14 protein-coding genes and 2 pseudogenes are annotated in these 15,437 nt (G+C 55.3%); 4 read left to right on the top strand and 12 right to left on the bottom strand.

The annotated features are described in order from the left end of the window. Positions 1-70 precede the first annotated feature (70 nt). The 10 genes and pseudogenes from HWX74_RS14790 to HWX74_RS14745 all read right to left on the bottom strand — a co-directional run bounded on the left by HWX74_RS14790 (position 71) and on the right by HWX74_RS14745 (position 8,251). The gene (locus tag HWX74_RS14790; RefSeq protein ID WP_176014269.1) at positions 71-418 is read right to left on the bottom strand and encodes a hypothetical protein; all 348 of its coding nucleotides are present in this window, start codon (positions 416-418) and stop codon (positions 71-73) included. Positions 419-446: 28 nt separating this feature from the next. After that, a pseudogene (locus tag HWX74_RS14785) lies at positions 447-667 on the bottom strand (integrase core domain-containing protein); the annotation flags it as partial. A gap of 117 nt (positions 668-784) precedes the next feature. Continuing rightward, entirely contained in the window at positions 785-1,939 is a 1,155-nt protein-coding gene (locus HWX74_RS14780; protein WP_176014186.1) for an IS4 family transposase, read from the bottom strand. Between the two features lie 100 nt (positions 1,940-2,039). Next, positions 2,040-2,690: pseudogene (locus HWX74_RS14775) on the bottom strand (IS481 family transposase); the annotation flags it as partial. A gap of 234 nt (positions 2,691-2,924) precedes the next feature. Then, positions 2,925-3,614: an electron transport complex subunit RsxE gene (gene rsxE / locus HWX74_RS14770; protein ID WP_176014268.1), complete on the bottom strand. Its 690-nt coding sequence runs from the start codon at positions 3,612-3,614 to the stop codon at positions 2,925-2,927. After that, on the bottom strand, positions 3,611-4,318 hold the full coding sequence (locus HWX74_RS14765) for an FMN-binding protein (protein WP_176014267.1): 708 nt from the start codon (positions 4,316-4,318) through the stop codon (positions 3,611-3,613). Before HWX74_RS14765 ends, rsxE begins: the two co-directional genes overlap by 4 nt. After that, complete coding sequence (locus HWX74_RS14760; protein ID WP_176014266.1) at positions 4,315-5,439, bottom strand: RnfABCDGE type electron transport complex subunit D; 1,125 nt, start codon at positions 5,437-5,439, stop codon at positions 4,315-4,317. The genes HWX74_RS14765 and HWX74_RS14760 overlap by 4 nt, the downstream gene beginning before the upstream one ends. A 16-nt stretch (positions 5,440-5,455) precedes the next feature. After that, positions 5,456-6,790 carry an electron transport complex subunit RsxC gene (gene rsxC, locus HWX74_RS14755; RefSeq protein WP_176014265.1) on the bottom strand — a complete coding sequence of 445 codons (1,335 nt, stop codon included), beginning with the start codon at positions 6,788-6,790 and terminating at the stop codon, positions 5,456-5,458. Then, complete coding sequence (locus HWX74_RS14750) at positions 6,790-7,632, bottom strand: RnfABCDGE type electron transport complex subunit B (protein WP_176014264.1); 843 nt, start codon at positions 7,630-7,632, stop codon at positions 6,790-6,792. Before HWX74_RS14750 ends, rsxC begins: the two co-directional genes overlap by 1 nt. Positions 7,633-7,648: 16 nt before the next feature. Beyond that, the gene (locus HWX74_RS14745; RefSeq protein ID WP_176014263.1) at positions 7,649-8,251 is read right to left on the bottom strand and encodes an electron transport complex protein RnfA; all 603 of its coding nucleotides are present in this window, start codon (positions 8,249-8,251) and stop codon (positions 7,649-7,651) included. Positions 8,252-8,486: 235 nt separating this feature from the next. Between HWX74_RS14745 and HWX74_RS14740 the strand changes: the two genes are divergently transcribed. The 4 genes from HWX74_RS14740 (at position 8,487) to HWX74_RS14725 (ending at position 12,349) form a co-directional block, all read left to right on the top strand. Further along, a complete protein-coding gene (locus HWX74_RS14740; protein WP_176014262.1) occupies positions 8,487-9,656 on the top strand; it encodes a nucleoside-diphosphate kinase in 1,170 nt (389 codons plus the stop codon). Between the two features lie 14 nt (positions 9,657-9,670). Further along, positions 9,671-10,246, top strand: coding sequence for a nitroreductase family protein (locus HWX74_RS14735; RefSeq protein WP_176014261.1), 576 nt, complete (start codon positions 9,671-9,673; stop codon positions 10,244-10,246). A gap of 237 nt (positions 10,247-10,483) precedes the next feature. Next, positions 10,484-11,632 carry a LacI family DNA-binding transcriptional regulator gene (locus tag HWX74_RS14730; protein ID WP_176014260.1) on the top strand — a complete coding sequence of 383 codons (1,149 nt, stop codon included), beginning with the start codon at positions 10,484-10,486 and terminating at the stop codon, positions 11,630-11,632. A gap of 51 nt (positions 11,633-11,683) precedes the next feature. Beyond that, a complete protein-coding gene (locus tag HWX74_RS14725; RefSeq protein WP_176014259.1) occupies positions 11,684-12,349 on the top strand; it encodes a type II secretion system protein in 666 nt (221 codons plus the stop codon). 212 nt (positions 12,350-12,561) lie between these two features. Here HWX74_RS14725 and HWX74_RS14720 read toward each other — a convergent pair whose 3' ends face one another. Further along, a complete protein-coding gene (locus tag HWX74_RS14720; protein ID WP_176014258.1) occupies positions 12,562-13,299 on the bottom strand; it encodes a hypothetical protein in 738 nt (245 codons plus the stop codon). Between the two features lie 112 nt (positions 13,300-13,411). Then, positions 13,412-15,415: an ATP-binding protein gene (locus tag HWX74_RS14715; RefSeq protein ID WP_254872357.1), complete on the bottom strand. Its 2,004-nt coding sequence runs from the start codon at positions 15,413-15,415 to the stop codon at positions 13,412-13,414. Between the last annotated feature and the right edge of the window lie 22 nt (positions 15,416-15,437).

The raw sequence follows: 15,437 nt of genomic DNA, 5'->3' as shown, positions 1-15,437 counted from the left end.
TACTTCTCTCATCACTTAAGATGTAATAAAAACTAGTTAAGAAAATAGAGGACCCAATAAAATATATAAATCAATCTCCAAAAATAGCAGATATTCCGGCAAAGATAAGAAATGCAGGAGTACCAATCGCTCGGTACGCTTGGCCAAACGGTCCAAGCTCAGCTCCCTCTACAAACCAAGCATTTCCAATCCAACGCAGATGCGCTAGACTCTCCAGAGGCAATTCCGCTTTAGAGCAACGAATTGTCTCTAAATCAAAGTCGTATAAGAAACTGGCATATTCAATCTTGGTAGGAACACGGAATAACGGATAGAAACCTGTTTCTTTAGATAAAGAATGAGCAACAATAGGTAAAGGCTGTTGACTAGTTCCCCAGTTTGCGCCACCATAATTACCCATATTAGTTGTAGAAGTCACGACCTTATCTGACGATTTGTCATATTTTCTATTGCTCCGACGGCTGATTACTATACTGTAACATCTTCTCTTTTACAAGCGGTACAGAATCCAGGAATGTTTGCATTGGAGTTTTTCCGTAACAATATTTTCCACTATGAGGGCGCTGCTGATTGTAATCCAGTATCCACTCGTCGAGATCTTTCTGTAGCATTTCGATGGAATCATAGATTTTTTGCGGAATGCAATCTGATAAAACTCATTGAGAATGTCACACCTGTCCTAACAATTTTCAAAATGGCGTAATTTTCTGATTACGCCCCCTCATTTTCATCTATTTCACACCAATTCTCAAAAGTAGCCCCCCTTTGTTGTAAATCTGCTGTCCTAAAAAGCGAACTCTGGTTGAAATGATTCCGGCTCCGGTGGTTTGGTAAATGGTTGATCCAGCCATTGGCGCAAGTCGCGGTAAACAAATAGATTCCATTTCAGGAAAGTGACCAGGGTTGAAAAATGCCATTGCGCTTTCGACAAAAACTTCAGGTACTTGGTCAGCAAAATAGCGATAAGCGCTGTCCAAACTTGAATCCGAACCGCATTTTCGCTGGTGCCGATAAACGTTTTGATCTTGAAGTTCTGCTTGAGCATCTTGAAAAAGCTTTCGATTTGCCAGCGAGCCTTATAGATGTCGCCGATCGTTTGTGCGTCCAGCTCAAAATTGTTGGTTAGCAAGGTCAATGTCCGATGGTTTTCCACATCGCAGACGACCACTTTGCGGAGACGTTCCGGATATTTGTCTTGCGAACCACGCAGAAAAATGACTTCATCGCTCAAAACGGTTCCGGGATATTGCTTGACATCGTATTCCGGGATGTCGTAGGTCGTATTGGTCTTGAGGCGCGTGACAAAATCCACACCGGAGAGATTCCATTTATACAGCATGGAAAAATCAACGTATCCGCGATCACAAACCACCATGCTGTCACGCGGGAGTTCCATTCGTCTGGCGCTGTTTACCTCATGAACATCTCCATTGGTGAAATCAACGAACACGGGAAGATGACCATCGTGATCCAACAGCATATTGAGCTTGATTGCCCCTTTGGTTTGCCGATAGGTTGCCCATGGAAAAACTTTAACGCAAAGCTCAATCAGCGTTGCGTCGAGACTGTAAAGTTTCTTGGGAAACGAAAACTCATGCCGTGGCGCAATTGCATGGCAGTGTCCCAGAAGCATATGGAAAATATCGCCGAACATTTTCGGAGAGCGATGGGCATTGGCGTACGACAAGTTGGATTTGGTTGGAGCGGATTCCACTCCAAGATGATTCAATTTGCCTCCACAGGTTTTCAAACCTCCGCAAATCTCTCGCAGACTATTGGCCTGCGCCAACTGGCAGAAGATCATCGACACAAAATGTGCCCAACTGTCAAAGGACTGTTTTCGCTTGTCTCCATTGTGTTTCATGACTATTTCTTCAAATTCTCGCTTCGGTATCAAATCCAACACTTGACGAAAAAGACTGACTGATGTATTCTTCATTACGGAGCCTCCTTGTGGTTTAGGCAACCGTAATATACTATTACGGACAAGTTGGCTCCACTTTTTTCACCCTTTCAAAAGTTTGTTAGGACAGGCGTGTGAGAATGTTTGTATGGAATCGTTCGCAAATGCCATTGGTTTGTGGCGATTTTGCCTTGGTTTTGGTGTGGCCAATATTCTCTAAGTCCAGGTAAAGTTCATATTTATGATGTTCGCGGTTCCCGCAATATTCCGAGCCGCGATCCGTCAGAACTTGTAAGACTGGAATCTCATTTACGTCGAAAATGGGAATCACGCGATCATTGAGCATGTCAGCGGCAATTAAAGCGTTTTTACGGTCGTAGAGTTTAGCAAAAGCCACCTTGGAATAGGTATCGATAACTGTCTGCTGGTAGATGCGTCCCACGCCTTTCATATTGCCGACATAGAAGGAATCCTGAGCAATGAGATAACCCGGATGTCCGGTTTCGATTTCTCCAACGGCTTCCTTTTCCTCTTTGGCTTTTTCCACAGCCTGCTGCTGTGATTCGGTCAGCACGATCCCTTCCTGAGCAATTTTGGCTTCCAGTGCTTTGAGGCGTTTCCAAAAAGTTTCCAGATCATGCCTCTGCCAAACAGAACGAACTCCGCCTGGAGAAATAAACAGCCCTTCCTTGCGTAACTCATTAGCAACTCGTTGTTGGCCCAATGCCGGATTGTCAAGAGCCATTTTGACCACGCGAGACTCCAGTTCGGGCGCAACACGATTCTTGGCATTCGGAATCAGTGTAAAAAGACCTGCAAACTATCTTGGGAAAGGTCGCCGGCAGGAGCTGAAAGAGTGCGCCAGCCTGCCGCAACTTGGAGTACGGCACGATATGAATTTCGACAATACGCGGCAACTTCATCCGGCGTTGCGTTATCAAACGCCGGATGAAGTTCCGTGCGGGTCCCGCAGGCCACAACCCAGGGAGCATGGCAATTCAAGGATACCTATACCGATCGCTTAAGAATCGGTGTCTTTGCTCCTGCCGAGATCGCAGATGCTGCAATGCCGGCAATCCAATCCTTGCGGCGGGACATAGACTTCACCGCGTTTGATCGCCCGGCGCGCATTGAGATAATTCATCAATGCCAGGAAGCAGCCAAGAATGATGAACGCCCCCGGCGCCCCGGTCGGCAGCATGAAATCCACCGTCCAGGCGGTGATCACTTTGACATCGAACAGCGAACCGCTGCTCAGAAATTCCCGCGTCGCCCCGAGCACCGTCAGCGCCAGCGTAAATCCCAAACCCATGCCGAGACCGTCGAAAAAGGAACGGACCGGCGTATTTTTCGAGGCAAACGCTTCCGCCCGCCCCAGCACGATGCAGTTGACCACGATCAACTGGATGAAAATACCGAGCGCCGAGTACAACGCCTCCGGCGCATACGCCAACATCAACAAATCGACCACCGTCACAAAAGTCGCAATGACGACGATATAAACCGGAATCCGGATTTTACGCGGTACGATGTTCTTGATCAGCGAAATCACCACGTTGCTGCCCAGCAGCACAAAAGTCGTCGCCAACCCCATGCCGAGACCGTTGATCGCATTCGAAGTGGTCGCCAGCGTCGGACACATGCCGAGCAGCAGCACCAGCACCGGGTTTTCCTTCCACAATCCCCGTACGAAATCACCGATGAAATTCATTGCCTGTTTCCTTTCTGCAACGCGGCGTTGATCGCGTCGCGATCCCGGTCGTAAGTCACTGCAATCTGATAAACCAGTTCGGTCACCGCCCGGCTGGTCACGGTCGCGCCGGTGATATAAATCATTTCGCCGCCGTCTTTTTCCACTTTCCACGGCGCCGCCGCGGTCGCCGTCTTACCGGCAAACTGATCCAGCACCCGATTCGGCGGCAACCCCGCATTCGATTTGTCTTCAAATAAATTGAAAATCGTCTTGACATTTTTGCGCTCACAAACATTCGTCCCCAAACCGGGCGTTTCGGTCTGTTCGGTGATCAGCACGGCAGAGCGCTGCTGGTCGCCGGTCTGAATCGTCCGGACCGTTCCGTCCGGGTCCAGCGCCAACAGCGACGTCAGTTTGCCGCCGTAACCGTCCGGACTGGAAGCCGTCGCCGCCACCCCGACCAGTTCACCCCCCTGCAACGCCCCGTAAAACGTCACCTCCCAACCGTTCGGAGAAGTTTTGACTACGGTATTCTCCGACGGCGTATTGTCGAACGCCGGCAGCACTTCCTGCAGCGCCTGATTGACCTTGCGCAATTTCGCCTCGGCGATCGGCTTGGCCGTCAACTGCGCAAAGCCGGCCAAGATCAGAGCGGCAATCCCGCCGGTCAGGGCCAGGAAGGTTCCGAGCACCAGATAATTTTCACTGTCCTTGAGCTTCATGCCGCCACCTCTTTCTTCGCGGCTTTGCGCCGCACATAGCCGAACGGCCGCAACTGGCAGCACCGGTCGATCAGCGGCACCAGCGCATTCATCAGCAGAATCGAAAAACTGACTCCTTCCGGGTAACTGCCCCACAACCGGATCACACAGGTGATGATGCCGCAGCCGACGCCGAAGATGACGCAGCCCCAGCCGGTAATCGGTGAAGTGACCATATCCGTCGCCATGAAAAAAGCCCCCAGCATCAAGCCGCCGGTCAACAGATGGAACAAAGCCGGCGGCGTCGCCGTCGGACAGCAGGCGTTGACGACGCCGGAGACCACCGCCCCCGTGGCGATGTAAAAAACCGGAATCTGCCACTTGATCACCCGCATCAGCATCAGCGCCCCCCCGCCGATCAACAGCGCCAGCGCCGATGTTTCCCCGAGACAGCCGCCGACATTGCCGATGAAATAATTCCAGTAACTGCCGCCGTCAATATAATCGGCAAAAGCGTTCTCATTCGCGCCCGGCGCCGTGATGCCGCCCAGCGGCGTCGCACAGGTCAACTGGTCGATCCCGGCCGTCCCCTGCTCCAACGCCTGCCAGTCGCCGGCCGTATAAAATTTCTGGGCATATTCGGCATTCTCCGGCCCCATATCCCGGGCCGGTATCCACAAAGTCATATAGGCCGGCAACGCGATCAGCAGCGCCACCCGCGCCACCAGCGCCGGATTGAACGGATTGTGACCGAGCCCGCCAAATACCTGTTTGCCCAGCCAGATCGCCAGAAAAGCGCCGATCAGACAGATCCACCACGGCACCCCGGCCGACAAATTCAACGCCAGCAGCAAGCCGGTCAGCGCCGCGCTGCAATCCTTCACCGTTCCCAATACCGGTTTGCCGGCCAGCCGGCACCACAGCATTTCCGCACCGACCGAAAACAGCACGGTCAGCACGATCACCTGCAATGCCGCCCAGCCGAAAAAATAAATTCCCATCACCGTCGCCGGCAACAGGCAGACGCATACTTTCAACATGATGCCGCGCACATCTTCCCTGGCATGAATGTGCGGCGAAGAACTCAACACCAATTCCTCGCCTTTCGGCAACAATAATTTTTCGCAATTCGCTTCGCTCATCTCTATTTCACCTGAATTATTTCTTTTTCATCCGGTTCCGGATCTCCGCCTTGGCCCGGCGGAAATGCTGCACCAACGGCCGGTGCGCCGGACAAACATACGCACAGGAGCCGCACTCCATACAGTCCATCACATGATTCTGCAATGCCAGATCGAACTGTTCGCTTTCGATCGCCGTACTCAACGGTCCCGGAGAAATCCCCATCGCGCAGGCCCGCAGACATTGACCGCAGCGAATGCAGGCGGTGGAATCGTATTGCACCACCTCCTCCGGCGCCAGCAACAGAATGCCGGAAGTATTTTTCATCACCGTCACGCCGAGCGATTTCTGTGCGAATCCCATCATCGGCCCGCCCAGAATGATCTTGCCGGGCTCCCGCGTCACCCCGCCGGCGAATTCCATCGCTTTCAAAATCGGCGTGCCGAGCCGCAGCCGCCAATTGCCCGGCGTCCGCACCGGCGTCCCGGTGATTGTCGTCACCCGCTCGATCAGCGGCCAGCCCTGCGTCACCGCGTCGCAAACCGCCGCCGCCGTGCCGACGTTCTGCACGACGCAGCCGGCATCCATCGGCAAACCGCCGGCCGGTACTTTACGGCCGGTCACCGCATAAATCAATTGCTTTTCCGCTCCCTGCGGATACTGCACCTTCAAGCCGACGATGCCGATGCGGTATTCTTCGGCTCTGGCCAGCATCGCCTCAATGGCATCGGGCTTGTTGACTTCGACGCCGATATAAATCTGTTCAACGCCCAGAATCCGCCCCATGATCGCCGCGCCGGTCAATACTTTCTCCGGCGTCTCCAGCATCACCCGGTGATCGGCGGTCAAATACGGTTCGCACTCCGCTCCGTTCAGCACCAGAAAATCAATTTTCCTGTCCGGCGGCGGCGACAATTTGACGTGACTCGGAAACGCGGCGCCGCCCATGCCGACAATCCCGGCCGCGGCGATGCGTTCCTTCAATAAGGCTCCGTCACAATTCCGCCAGTCAAGCTTCTCCGGCAGCTCGCCCCACTCGTCCTGTCCGTCGGCAACAATTGCCACCGCCGGCACCGGCAATCCCATCGGACCGTCGATTTCGACAATTCCCTCGACCGTCCCGCTGGTCGGCGCATGCAGCGGCACCGAAACGAAACCGGCCGCTTCGGCCAGCATCTGGCCTTTCTTAACTGTATCGCCTTTCTGGACAATCACTTTCGGCGGCGCGCCGACATTCTGCGGCACAATCACTTCATAACGCTCCAGCAGCGGCGCCGTCCGGATCGCCGCATCGGCGGACAGCGCTTTGCCGTCATTCTCCGGATGCACACCGCCCTTGAAGGTGACAACCTTGTATTTCTTATCGCTCATCAATGATTCTCCAGAATTTCATTGCGTTCAATCTGCAAATGCCCATCCACCGTCAGCAGGCAACCGGTCGGACAGCCGGCCGCTTCGACCACTGCCGGTCCCGGCAACGATTCCGCGCCGTAATTGACCGACAGCTTGAATCCGTCCGGAACAAACTGACCTTCCGCGCCCGCTTTCTGACATTTCCGGCAGGCGATGCACGGCACGGCGCAAACTTTCTTTTTCAAGGGGCCACGCTGTGGAGAACTGCAGTAGATATGGACCCTGGCTTCGGCCGGCACCAGTTTGATCAGATGCCGCGGACAGGTATTGACGCAGTTGCCGCAGCCGACGCACAGTTCATTGTGCACCACCGCCAGATTGTTGATGATTTCAATCGCGCCGAACGGGCAGGCGCGCGCGCAACTGCCCATGCCGAGACAGCCATAGGAACACCCTTTCGGGCCGCCGGCCACCAGCGAAGCCGAAACGCAGTCGCGAACGCCGTTGTAGAGAACATGCAGCCGGGTCTGGTTGATGTCGCCGCCGCACAGCACGACGGCGACCTGTTTGAAGCTGCTGCCCGCTTCGATTCCCAGCGTGTTGGCGATCGTCGCCACCACTTCCTGGGAACTGACCGGACACTTGTTCGGCGGCAACTCGCCATTGACCACCGCCTTGGCGAAATCGGCGCAGCCGGCTTTGCCGCAGCCGCCGCAATTGGCGCCCGGCAGCAATTCGGTGACCAGCTCGATGCGCGGATCAACTTCCACTTTGAATATTCTGGCCGCCAGCCCGATGACCGCGCCCAGGCAGCCGCCGATGACCAGCACAATGCCGACCGATACGAAAATCGTCTCCATGATTCGGGGTGCCTCCTTAGCAGATTCCGGAAAAACCGATGAAGGCCATCGCCAGGATGCCGGCGGTGATCAACGCGATCGACATGCCCTGAAACGGCCGGGGAATCTGCGACAGTGCCAGGCGCTCCCGCACCCCGGCAAAGATCAGCAGCGCCAACGCGAAACCGACGCCGGAACAGAAGCCGAACAATGTCGCCGGCCAGACCGGCCGGCCGGCCTGGGCGTTGATTGACGCCACTCCCATCACCGCACAGTTGGTGGTGATCAGCGGCAGGTAAATGCCCAGCGATCGGTAGAGGGCCGGCGAAAGTTTCTGCAGGCAGATTTCCACCACCTGCACCAACGCGGCGATAATGAGAATGAACAGAATAATCTGGAGAAATTTCAGGTCGACCGAAATGCCGAAAATTTCCCGTGTCTGCAGCACATATTGAAAGACCAATGCCGTCGCCAGCGAAGCCAATGTCATGACGAAGACGACGGCGCTTCCCATCCCCAGCGCCGTATCCAACCGTTTGGACACGCCGAGGAACGGACAGATGCCCATGAAACGGGCCAGTACAAAATTGTACACCAGCACCGCTCCAATGGTCAATTCCAAGTAATTTTGTTGCTCCATAGATATTCCCTGTTTCTCTGGTTTGCACGTCATTTTCCGCTAAAAAAACGGACGAATACAATGTATCATTCCAAGCCGCCGCTGTCAACGCATCTTTCAGGTGCTCCGGCAAAAAAAGCCGTCAACCGCAGTTGTTTTTTTTCATTCATCTGGCTATATTACAGTTGATTTAGCTAGAGCCCGGCTCCGGAGCCGGGCCATCTCTTGAGACAACCAAAACGCAAGGATGTGACAAATGGCTGTTGAATTATCGTATGTCGTAATCTCTCCGTACAGTCTGATCAAAGCGCGTACCGGCGTCATTCTCGCCCGGCTGCTGTCCAGGACCGACCTGGAACTCATCGGCGCCCAGATTCTGGCCTTCACCCCGGAACAGACGCAGGCTTATGCCGCGTTGCTGCGCCAGGAGAAATCGAAAAATTCCGAAATGCTCGCCGATTACGTCCTTGAAAACTTCACTCCCACCGGCGAAGGCAAGAACAAACGCTTCCTGCTGGTGCTGTTCAAAGGCGAAGACGCCTGCCGCAAGATTGCCGGAATCGTCGGCGGCATTCCCTATCAGGCACCGCACTCGCTGATGAACGGCGACACGATTCGCGCCACCTACGCCGATCTGATCGAAGACAGGGACAATCCGGCCGTCATCCGCTATTTCGAGCCGGCCGTGCTGGCGCCGGAGGATTGGAACCGCGCCGTGCCGGCCCTGAAACTGTTTGCCGAAGTCGCCTCCCAGTCGCCGAACATTATCGCCAATACCGTCGGTTCGGCACCGGACGACGAACAGACGCTGGTCATCATCAAGCCGGACAACTGGCGCTATCCCAGCAGCCGGCCCGGCAACATCATCGACATGCTCAGCCGTACCGGTTTGCGGATCGTCGGCTGCAAGCTTTACCGGATGAGCATCGCCGAAGCGCTGGAATTCTACGGCCCGGTCCAGCAGGCGCTGCAGGAAAAACTGGCGCCGAAGATCGGCGACAGGGCGCGCCAGTTGCTCGAGCAGGAACTGCATTGCCCGCTGGATAACGGCGTCCTGGAGCAACTCACCGCCAGCGTCGGCATGCGCTACGCCGACTACGAGTTCGGCAGCCTGATCGAATTCATGTCCGGCCGCCGGCCGGAAGATTGTCCGGAAGCGGAACGCAACGAGCCCGGCCTGGTCAAGTGCCTGGTGCTGATTTACGAGGGCAAGGACGCCATTCAGCGGATCCGTCGCGTCCTCGGTCCGACCGATCCCGGCAAAGCGCCCGGCGGCACCGTCCGGCGCGATTTCGGCAGCAACGTCATGGTCAACACCGCCCACGCCTCCGATTCGCCGGAAAGCGTCCGGCGCGAAGAGCGCATCATCAAGATCAGCCGCAATCATCTGGCCGCCAAGATCGACGAATTTCTGGCCGCCAACTGAGCCGGGGGGCAATCATGGATTTCAACACTTTGCTGGCCAGGCGCCGGACCATCCGGCGCTTTCAGCAGCGCCCGGTCCCGGAGGAAGCGCTGCGACGGATGCTGGAGGCGGCAAGGCAGAGTTCCTGCGCCGCCAATTTGCAGCGTCTGCGTTATCTTGTTCTGCGCGATGAATCGCTGGTCGGCGAGATCTTCCGGCATACCCGTTATGCCGCCAAGGTCGCTCCCCGGCGCAATCCGGTGCCCGGCGAAACCGCGCCTCGGTGTTTCATCGCCGTTTACAGCGACGCGACGCCGAACAATCATCTTTACGCCGACGCCGGCGCCGCCATCCAGAGCATGGAACTGATGGCCGCCGACCAGGAACTCGGCTGCTGCTGGATCGGCGCTTTCGACGCCCGGGCGGTCGAAAGCCTGCTGGATTTTTCGGCGCCGCGGCGGCTGCTTTATCTGCTGGCGGTCGGCTATCCGGCTGAAATGCCGGTCGGCGAAACCGTGGCGCTGGATGAGGACGCCAGTTATTATCTCGACGACCGGGATGTGCTGCACGTGCCGAAATACCGGCTGGACGATCTCGTTTCCTGGCGCTGAAGCCACGGCGGCGGCTTTTCATCCCACTTTTCGCCGGGTAGAAAGCCGCCGCCGGCCGACTATCATCTTCCCACTTCTCATCAAAATCAAAGAAAAACAAAAAAAATTTCATTTTTTTTAGATTTCCCTATTGCATTTTGTTAACCGATTTACTATACTATATAGCAAACGAAGTAAATCGATTCACTAATCATTAACCATGACGATACGATGAATGACAACAAGGATGAGACGCTCATGAGTACAGCCCCGGAACGGAAGAACGGCAAATTACGAATCAGTGATATTGCCCGACTGGCCGGCGTTTCGACGGCGGCGGTTTCCGCCGTACTCAACAACCGTCCGAAAATCAGCGCCCAGACCAAAGAACGGGTACAGCAAATCATCAAGACCCACAATTACGTTCCGCAGAGTGCGGCCCGGATGCTTTCCAGCAAGCGAAGCTATCAGATCGGTTTTCTGCTTTCCTGCAAAGTAACGCTCGGATTGGCCAACAACTATTTCGCCACGATGCTGTCCGGCGTTCACGACATCTGCCGGAAACGAAAATACAACGTGGTTATCTCCACCTACGACATGAGCGACATCAACGAATTCATCATGCCGACCAACATTCGTCAGTGCAACATCGACGGCCTGATTCTGGCCGGGATCACCGATTTGCAGGTCGTCCGTGAAATTCAGAAGACCAAACTGCCGTTCGTCATCATCGGTGGTCAATACCCGGAAGACATCCTCTGCGTCAACACCGACGAACAGGAGAGTTGCGAACGCATTCTTTCCTATTTTTACAGCCTGGGGCACCGCCGGATTGCCGTACCGGTTTATTACCTGTTCACCCGGGAAATTTACCAGGAGGCCCGCGAACGGCTTTGCGCCAAAAATCTCTGGAACGACCTGGAACTGCAGTTCCCGCCTTACCAGGCGGAGGAGTTCATCAGCGGTGCCCGGCTGGCCGGGGAATGGCTGGCGATGCCGCTGGCCGAGCGCTTCACCGCGCTGGCGGCCACCGATCAATTTGCCGCTGGTTTTTTGAACCGTTTCATCGAGGCCGGCGGCAACTGCCCGCAGGACATTAGCATCATCTCGCTGGAAACGCCGTTGAGCCGTTACGGCATCATTCAGATGACCACCTTCGACGACCATACGTTCATCCTCGGCCAACAAGCGGCGTTGAGCGTTCTCGATCTGGCAGAAGGCAAGCGGACTTTCGAAGAGATCAGCTTCAATCTGAACATGTTCAAAAACAATGCCGAAATCATCGTCCGCCATTCGACGGCGCCGCCGCCGAACCGTTCGCTGCACGTCATTCAGAAACCGGACTTGCAGGTGAAGGCGGCGGTCGAAGCCATCCAAGTTGCCGATGGAACTTTTGCACTCTCTTAATTGTATATAAAACACCAAAAACCTCCATCTAAATCGGAAAGGAAAGTAACCATGAAGAAAAGTTTCACACTCATCGAACTGCTGGTCGTGATTGCGATTATCGCCATTCTTGCCAGTATGTTGCTGCCGGCATTGGGCAAAGCCAAAGCGAGGGCGATGTCAATCAAATGCGTCAATAACCTGAAACAGTTGGGCATCACTTATTCGATGTACACCAACGACTACGATGACAATTACCTGGCGCATTACGATTTTGGTGAATTCGGTAAAAGCAACACCACCTGGTGGCTGGATCTCGGCTGGTATGAGACCGGCAACGAAGTATGGGACGGCCGGGCGCTGTCCGGTGTCTGGCAATGCCCGACCAACAGCCGTCAATGGTGGAACGATAACTCGACGATGGACAATCCCTACGGCATGAATTATGTCCACAATTATGCGCGCCTGGGGCGAGGCAAAAAGACCGTCCAGATGAAGCAGCCGACCATTCTGGCGGTACTGGCGGATTGTTCCAGCGAGGGCGGCGGTTACATCGATTATTTCCCGAGCTGGTCGGATAACGCCTGGAATGTCAGAAACCAGACCACTTTTATGGGAGCCGGCATGGTCCATGACAAAAAGACCAACATGCTGTTTGCCGACTGGCATGTCCAGCCGATGTCCGCCACAGAGCTTGCCGACAATGACGAAAAATGGAACAGCACATACGGCGATTGAAGAAAGGTACGTTTTGCCGGGCCGTAATTGCCGTTCGACGATCACAATCTGTCGCTGCCCCCGGCGGCCCCGGCAGATGCGGTTCATGACCTTCGACAATCCGAAGCCGAAGGTCGAAACCGTCTACCGTCGATTAGGCAACAACGCGACCGATCCGCGTCGCCCAATGTCCGCCGCCGTCTCCGGTTTCAAACCGGAGACGGCGGCCATTCTCAATTTCCCCGCAACGTCACCGGTTCCCCGGATTCCAACCACAGCTCTTTCTCGATCAACCTGGTAGAATCTTCTTTTCCGTTTCCACTCCGCAAACGGAACATGCAGGCTATCCGTAACCGGATTTTACCACCGTCCGCCGGATCGACTCTGGTCTTGGCAACATAACCATATCCCGACACCTTGACTTCTTCAAAAAATTCGGTCTGAAACCAGTGAGAGGTCGTTCCCGGTCCCAATAATTCCACCGTTCCGACCGTTCCCTTCTCCACCAGCAAAGCCGGAGCAGCAACCACTTCATGCTTCAGTTGGTCAAAAGACTTCATGGTTATGGCATAACAGCCGGGCCGGCCGGTCAGCGGCGATACCGTCACTTCCACATCATATGATGCATTCTCGCGATCGCGTTGCTGCAAAGATTGCAGATATTCCGCCAGATATACCTCCAAATCCTCCATATCCGTCAAGGCCACGACTTCTTGCGCGGTCAACACAAACGGCCGCACCGGCGGCAACGAAGATTCCAGCGGTGAAATACGTACGTACCGCTGCAACCGGTTGAGCCGGTCGCGCCGGATCATTTCCAACGCGTTCTGCCGGTCTGACGGCAACCGGATCAGCAAAGATTCCTCCGCTACTTCCGTCGGCGAATAGAGCGCCAATTCGGTCCGGCCGGCCCATTCCCGCCGGTAGATGACGCTTTGTTCCGGCATCGCCTGTTGCCACATCGGTTTCATTCGACTGGAACCCGGCACATAGAGCAGTCGCTGCCGGCCCACACCTGCCGGCCACAGGCTGGACGCTCACTGCGCCGCGTTGCTTTTCCGCTTGTTTACCAGAGGGATAAAGTCACACTTCCGGCGCCGGCATCTCTTCGGTCGCCAGTTGAATGCTGCTCTGCTGGTCGGCCTGCCGGCGGTTGGTCAGTTTCGGCAGGAAAATGATAAAGGTAGTCCCCTTGCCGACCCGGCTCAGGACCTGCATCGCGCCGTGGTGATGGTTAATCGTGCCGTAAACCATCGCCAGCCCCATGCCGGTTCCCTCTCCGACCGGCTTGGTCGTGAAGAACGGTTCGAAAATCCGCTGCATCGTTGCCCGGTTCATCCCACGGCCGTTATCCCGGATCATGATGTAATAGAAATCGGCCGGTTCGAATCCTTCCGGCGGCAATTCCATCGGATGCGGCTTGACCGGACACTGCGACGCCTCCCCCAGCGAAATTTCCACCACCGGCAGATACCCCTCTTCCTTGCGCATCGCATCGCGGGCGTTGATCAGCAGATTGACGATCACCTGCTGCAACTGCAGCTGATCGCCGCAAATCCAGCACTCCCTGTCGCCATAGGCTTCGATCAATTTCATATGCCGCTTGCAGCTCAGCCGGAACAACTCGACGCTTTTGAGCAACAACTGGCGCAATTCCAGTTCAGCCTCCTGATATTTTCCCTTGCGGGCGAAACCGAGCAACTGGCCGGTCAGCCGGCTGGCCTGTTCGGCGACCATTTCAATCTTGTCGAGATGCTGCTTGATCTTCGGGTTGTCCACCGCGTAAATCATATTGATCACATCGATATGTCCCAGAATCGCATGAACGTAATTGTTGAAATCATGGGCGACGCCGCCGGCCAGTTTGCCCAGCGACTCCAAACGCTGGGAATGCGCCAATTGTTCGCGCAGCATCTCCCGTTCTTCCGCCAGATGGGTCTCTTCGGTGATATCGCGGCCGAAAACGATCAGCATCAGCACGCCGTGGACATTGATCGGCGAAATCGTCAGATCGATCAGCAGATCCAAATTCTGGGTGCCGGCCATCCGCACCTTGTAACGGGCGCCGCGGCCGTCGGCCGTCGGCGGCGTGTTCAGCATCACCCGCCGCATGTTTTCATCGACATCGTACATCAATTCGAAAAAATCCCGGTTGGCCAAGTCGAGCGGCGATTTCATCTTCAGCATTTTGGCGGTGGCCGGATTGCACTCGATGATCATCCCGAGGTTGTCGATCAGGATGACCATCTCGGTGGCGTTTTCCACCACCATTTTATAACGGCCTTCCCATTCGAGCAGATTTTTTTCCAGCATCTTCGAACGGCCGTAACCGCCGAAAAACGCGAAGACGATCTCCAGCGGATTGTGTTCTTTGTTCTCGTTGCCCTGCTCGAATTTGTGGATGTAAACCGTCAGCAGGATGCCGAACCAGAAAGCCGTCACCGTCCGGATGACGAAGGTATTGTTCAATTCGACCGGCCAGAGCGGCTGGGTACGGAAAGTCAGCAGCATGTACACCAGCGAATCGGCCAGCTGCGCCACCATCAGCGCGCCGAACAGACAACAGAATAAATTTCTGTTGGAGTTGCGCAGCCGGGTATAGACGATCGGCAGCAGGAAGAGGTCGATGATCTGGGCGACCAGCGTCGCCAGCAGGCCCTGCCGGCTGCGTTCCAGCAGGAATTCGAAAGTGTTGGCCGCAATGCCCTGCGAAATGGAGAACTCCTGCCAGGCGCACTGCAACCTGGTCAGGTCGCCGAGGTAGAAGAAGATGCCGAACAACACCAGCAAGCCGATGATGAAACGCTGGATCGCCAGCGTTCCTTCGGTGACATACAACAGCAGCAAAGCGGCGAGGCAGGGCATGAAAAATACCGTTGAACTCAACCGGAACGACAACCCGAACCACAGGACGTTCGGCCCCTGCACCTGCAAATCGGCGGCATAGACCAACTGCATCATCAGGAACATCAACCCGAAGGTCATGTAGAACGCCGCCGACCCCAATACCTTGCGCTGGCTGTGCAGCAGGCAAAAGCCGACAAAAATAAACGTCATCTCCAGCAATGCGAGCAGCAATACCAGCATCGTATCCAAAAGAATTCATCCC

The sequence above is a fragment of the Victivallis sp. Marseille-Q1083 genome (genome assembly GCF_903645315.1).
Lineage (GTDB): Bacteria > Verrucomicrobiota > Lentisphaeria > Victivallales > Victivallaceae > UMGS1518.
The sequence above is the reverse complement of the archived record's forward strand: the minus strand, read 5'-3'. Positions and strand labels throughout refer to the sequence as shown.

Bases quoted from the DNA above. Each gene is read 5' to 3' on its own strand.
- HWX74_RS14780 (WP_176014186.1), bottom strand. From the start codon at position 1,939: ATGAAGAATACATCAGTCAGTCTTTTTCGTCAAGTGTTGGATTTGATA.
- rsxE (WP_176014268.1), bottom strand. From the start codon at position 3,614: ATGAATTTCATCGGTGATTTCGTACGGGGATTGTGGAAGGAAAACCCG.
- HWX74_RS14765 (WP_176014267.1), bottom strand. From the start codon at position 4,318: ATGAAGCTCAAGGACAGTGAAAATTATCTGGTGCTCGGAACCTTCCTG.
- HWX74_RS14760 (WP_176014266.1), bottom strand. From the start codon at position 5,439: ATGAGCGAAGCGAATTGCGAAAAATTATTGTTGCCGAAAGGCGAGGAA.
- rsxC (WP_176014265.1), bottom strand. From the start codon at position 6,790: ATGAGCGATAAGAAATACAAGGTTGTCACCTTCAAGGGCGGTGTGCAT.
- HWX74_RS14750 (WP_176014264.1), bottom strand. From the start codon at position 7,632: ATGGAGACGATTTTCGTATCGGTCGGCATTGTGCTGGTCATCGGCGGC.
- HWX74_RS14745 (WP_176014263.1), bottom strand. From the start codon at position 8,251: ATGGAGCAACAAAATTACTTGGAATTGACCATTGGAGCGGTGCTGGTG.
- HWX74_RS14740 (WP_176014262.1), top strand. From the start codon at position 8,487: ATGGCTGTTGAATTATCGTATGTCGTAATCTCTCCGTACAGTCTGATC.
- HWX74_RS14735 (WP_176014261.1), top strand. From the start codon at position 9,671: ATGGATTTCAACACTTTGCTGGCCAGGCGCCGGACCATCCGGCGCTTT.
- HWX74_RS14730 (WP_176014260.1), top strand. From the start codon at position 10,484: ATGAGTACAGCCCCGGAACGGAAGAACGGCAAATTACGAATCAGTGAT.
- HWX74_RS14725 (WP_176014259.1), top strand. From the start codon at position 11,684: ATGAAGAAAAGTTTCACACTCATCGAACTGCTGGTCGTGATTGCGATT.
- HWX74_RS14720 (WP_176014258.1), bottom strand. From the start codon at position 13,299: ATGAAACCGATGTGGCAACAGGCGATGCCGGAACAAAGCGTCATCTAC.
- HWX74_RS14715 (WP_254872357.1), bottom strand. From the start codon at position 15,415: ATGCTGGTATTGCTGCTCGCATTGCTGGAGATGACGTTTATTTTTGTC.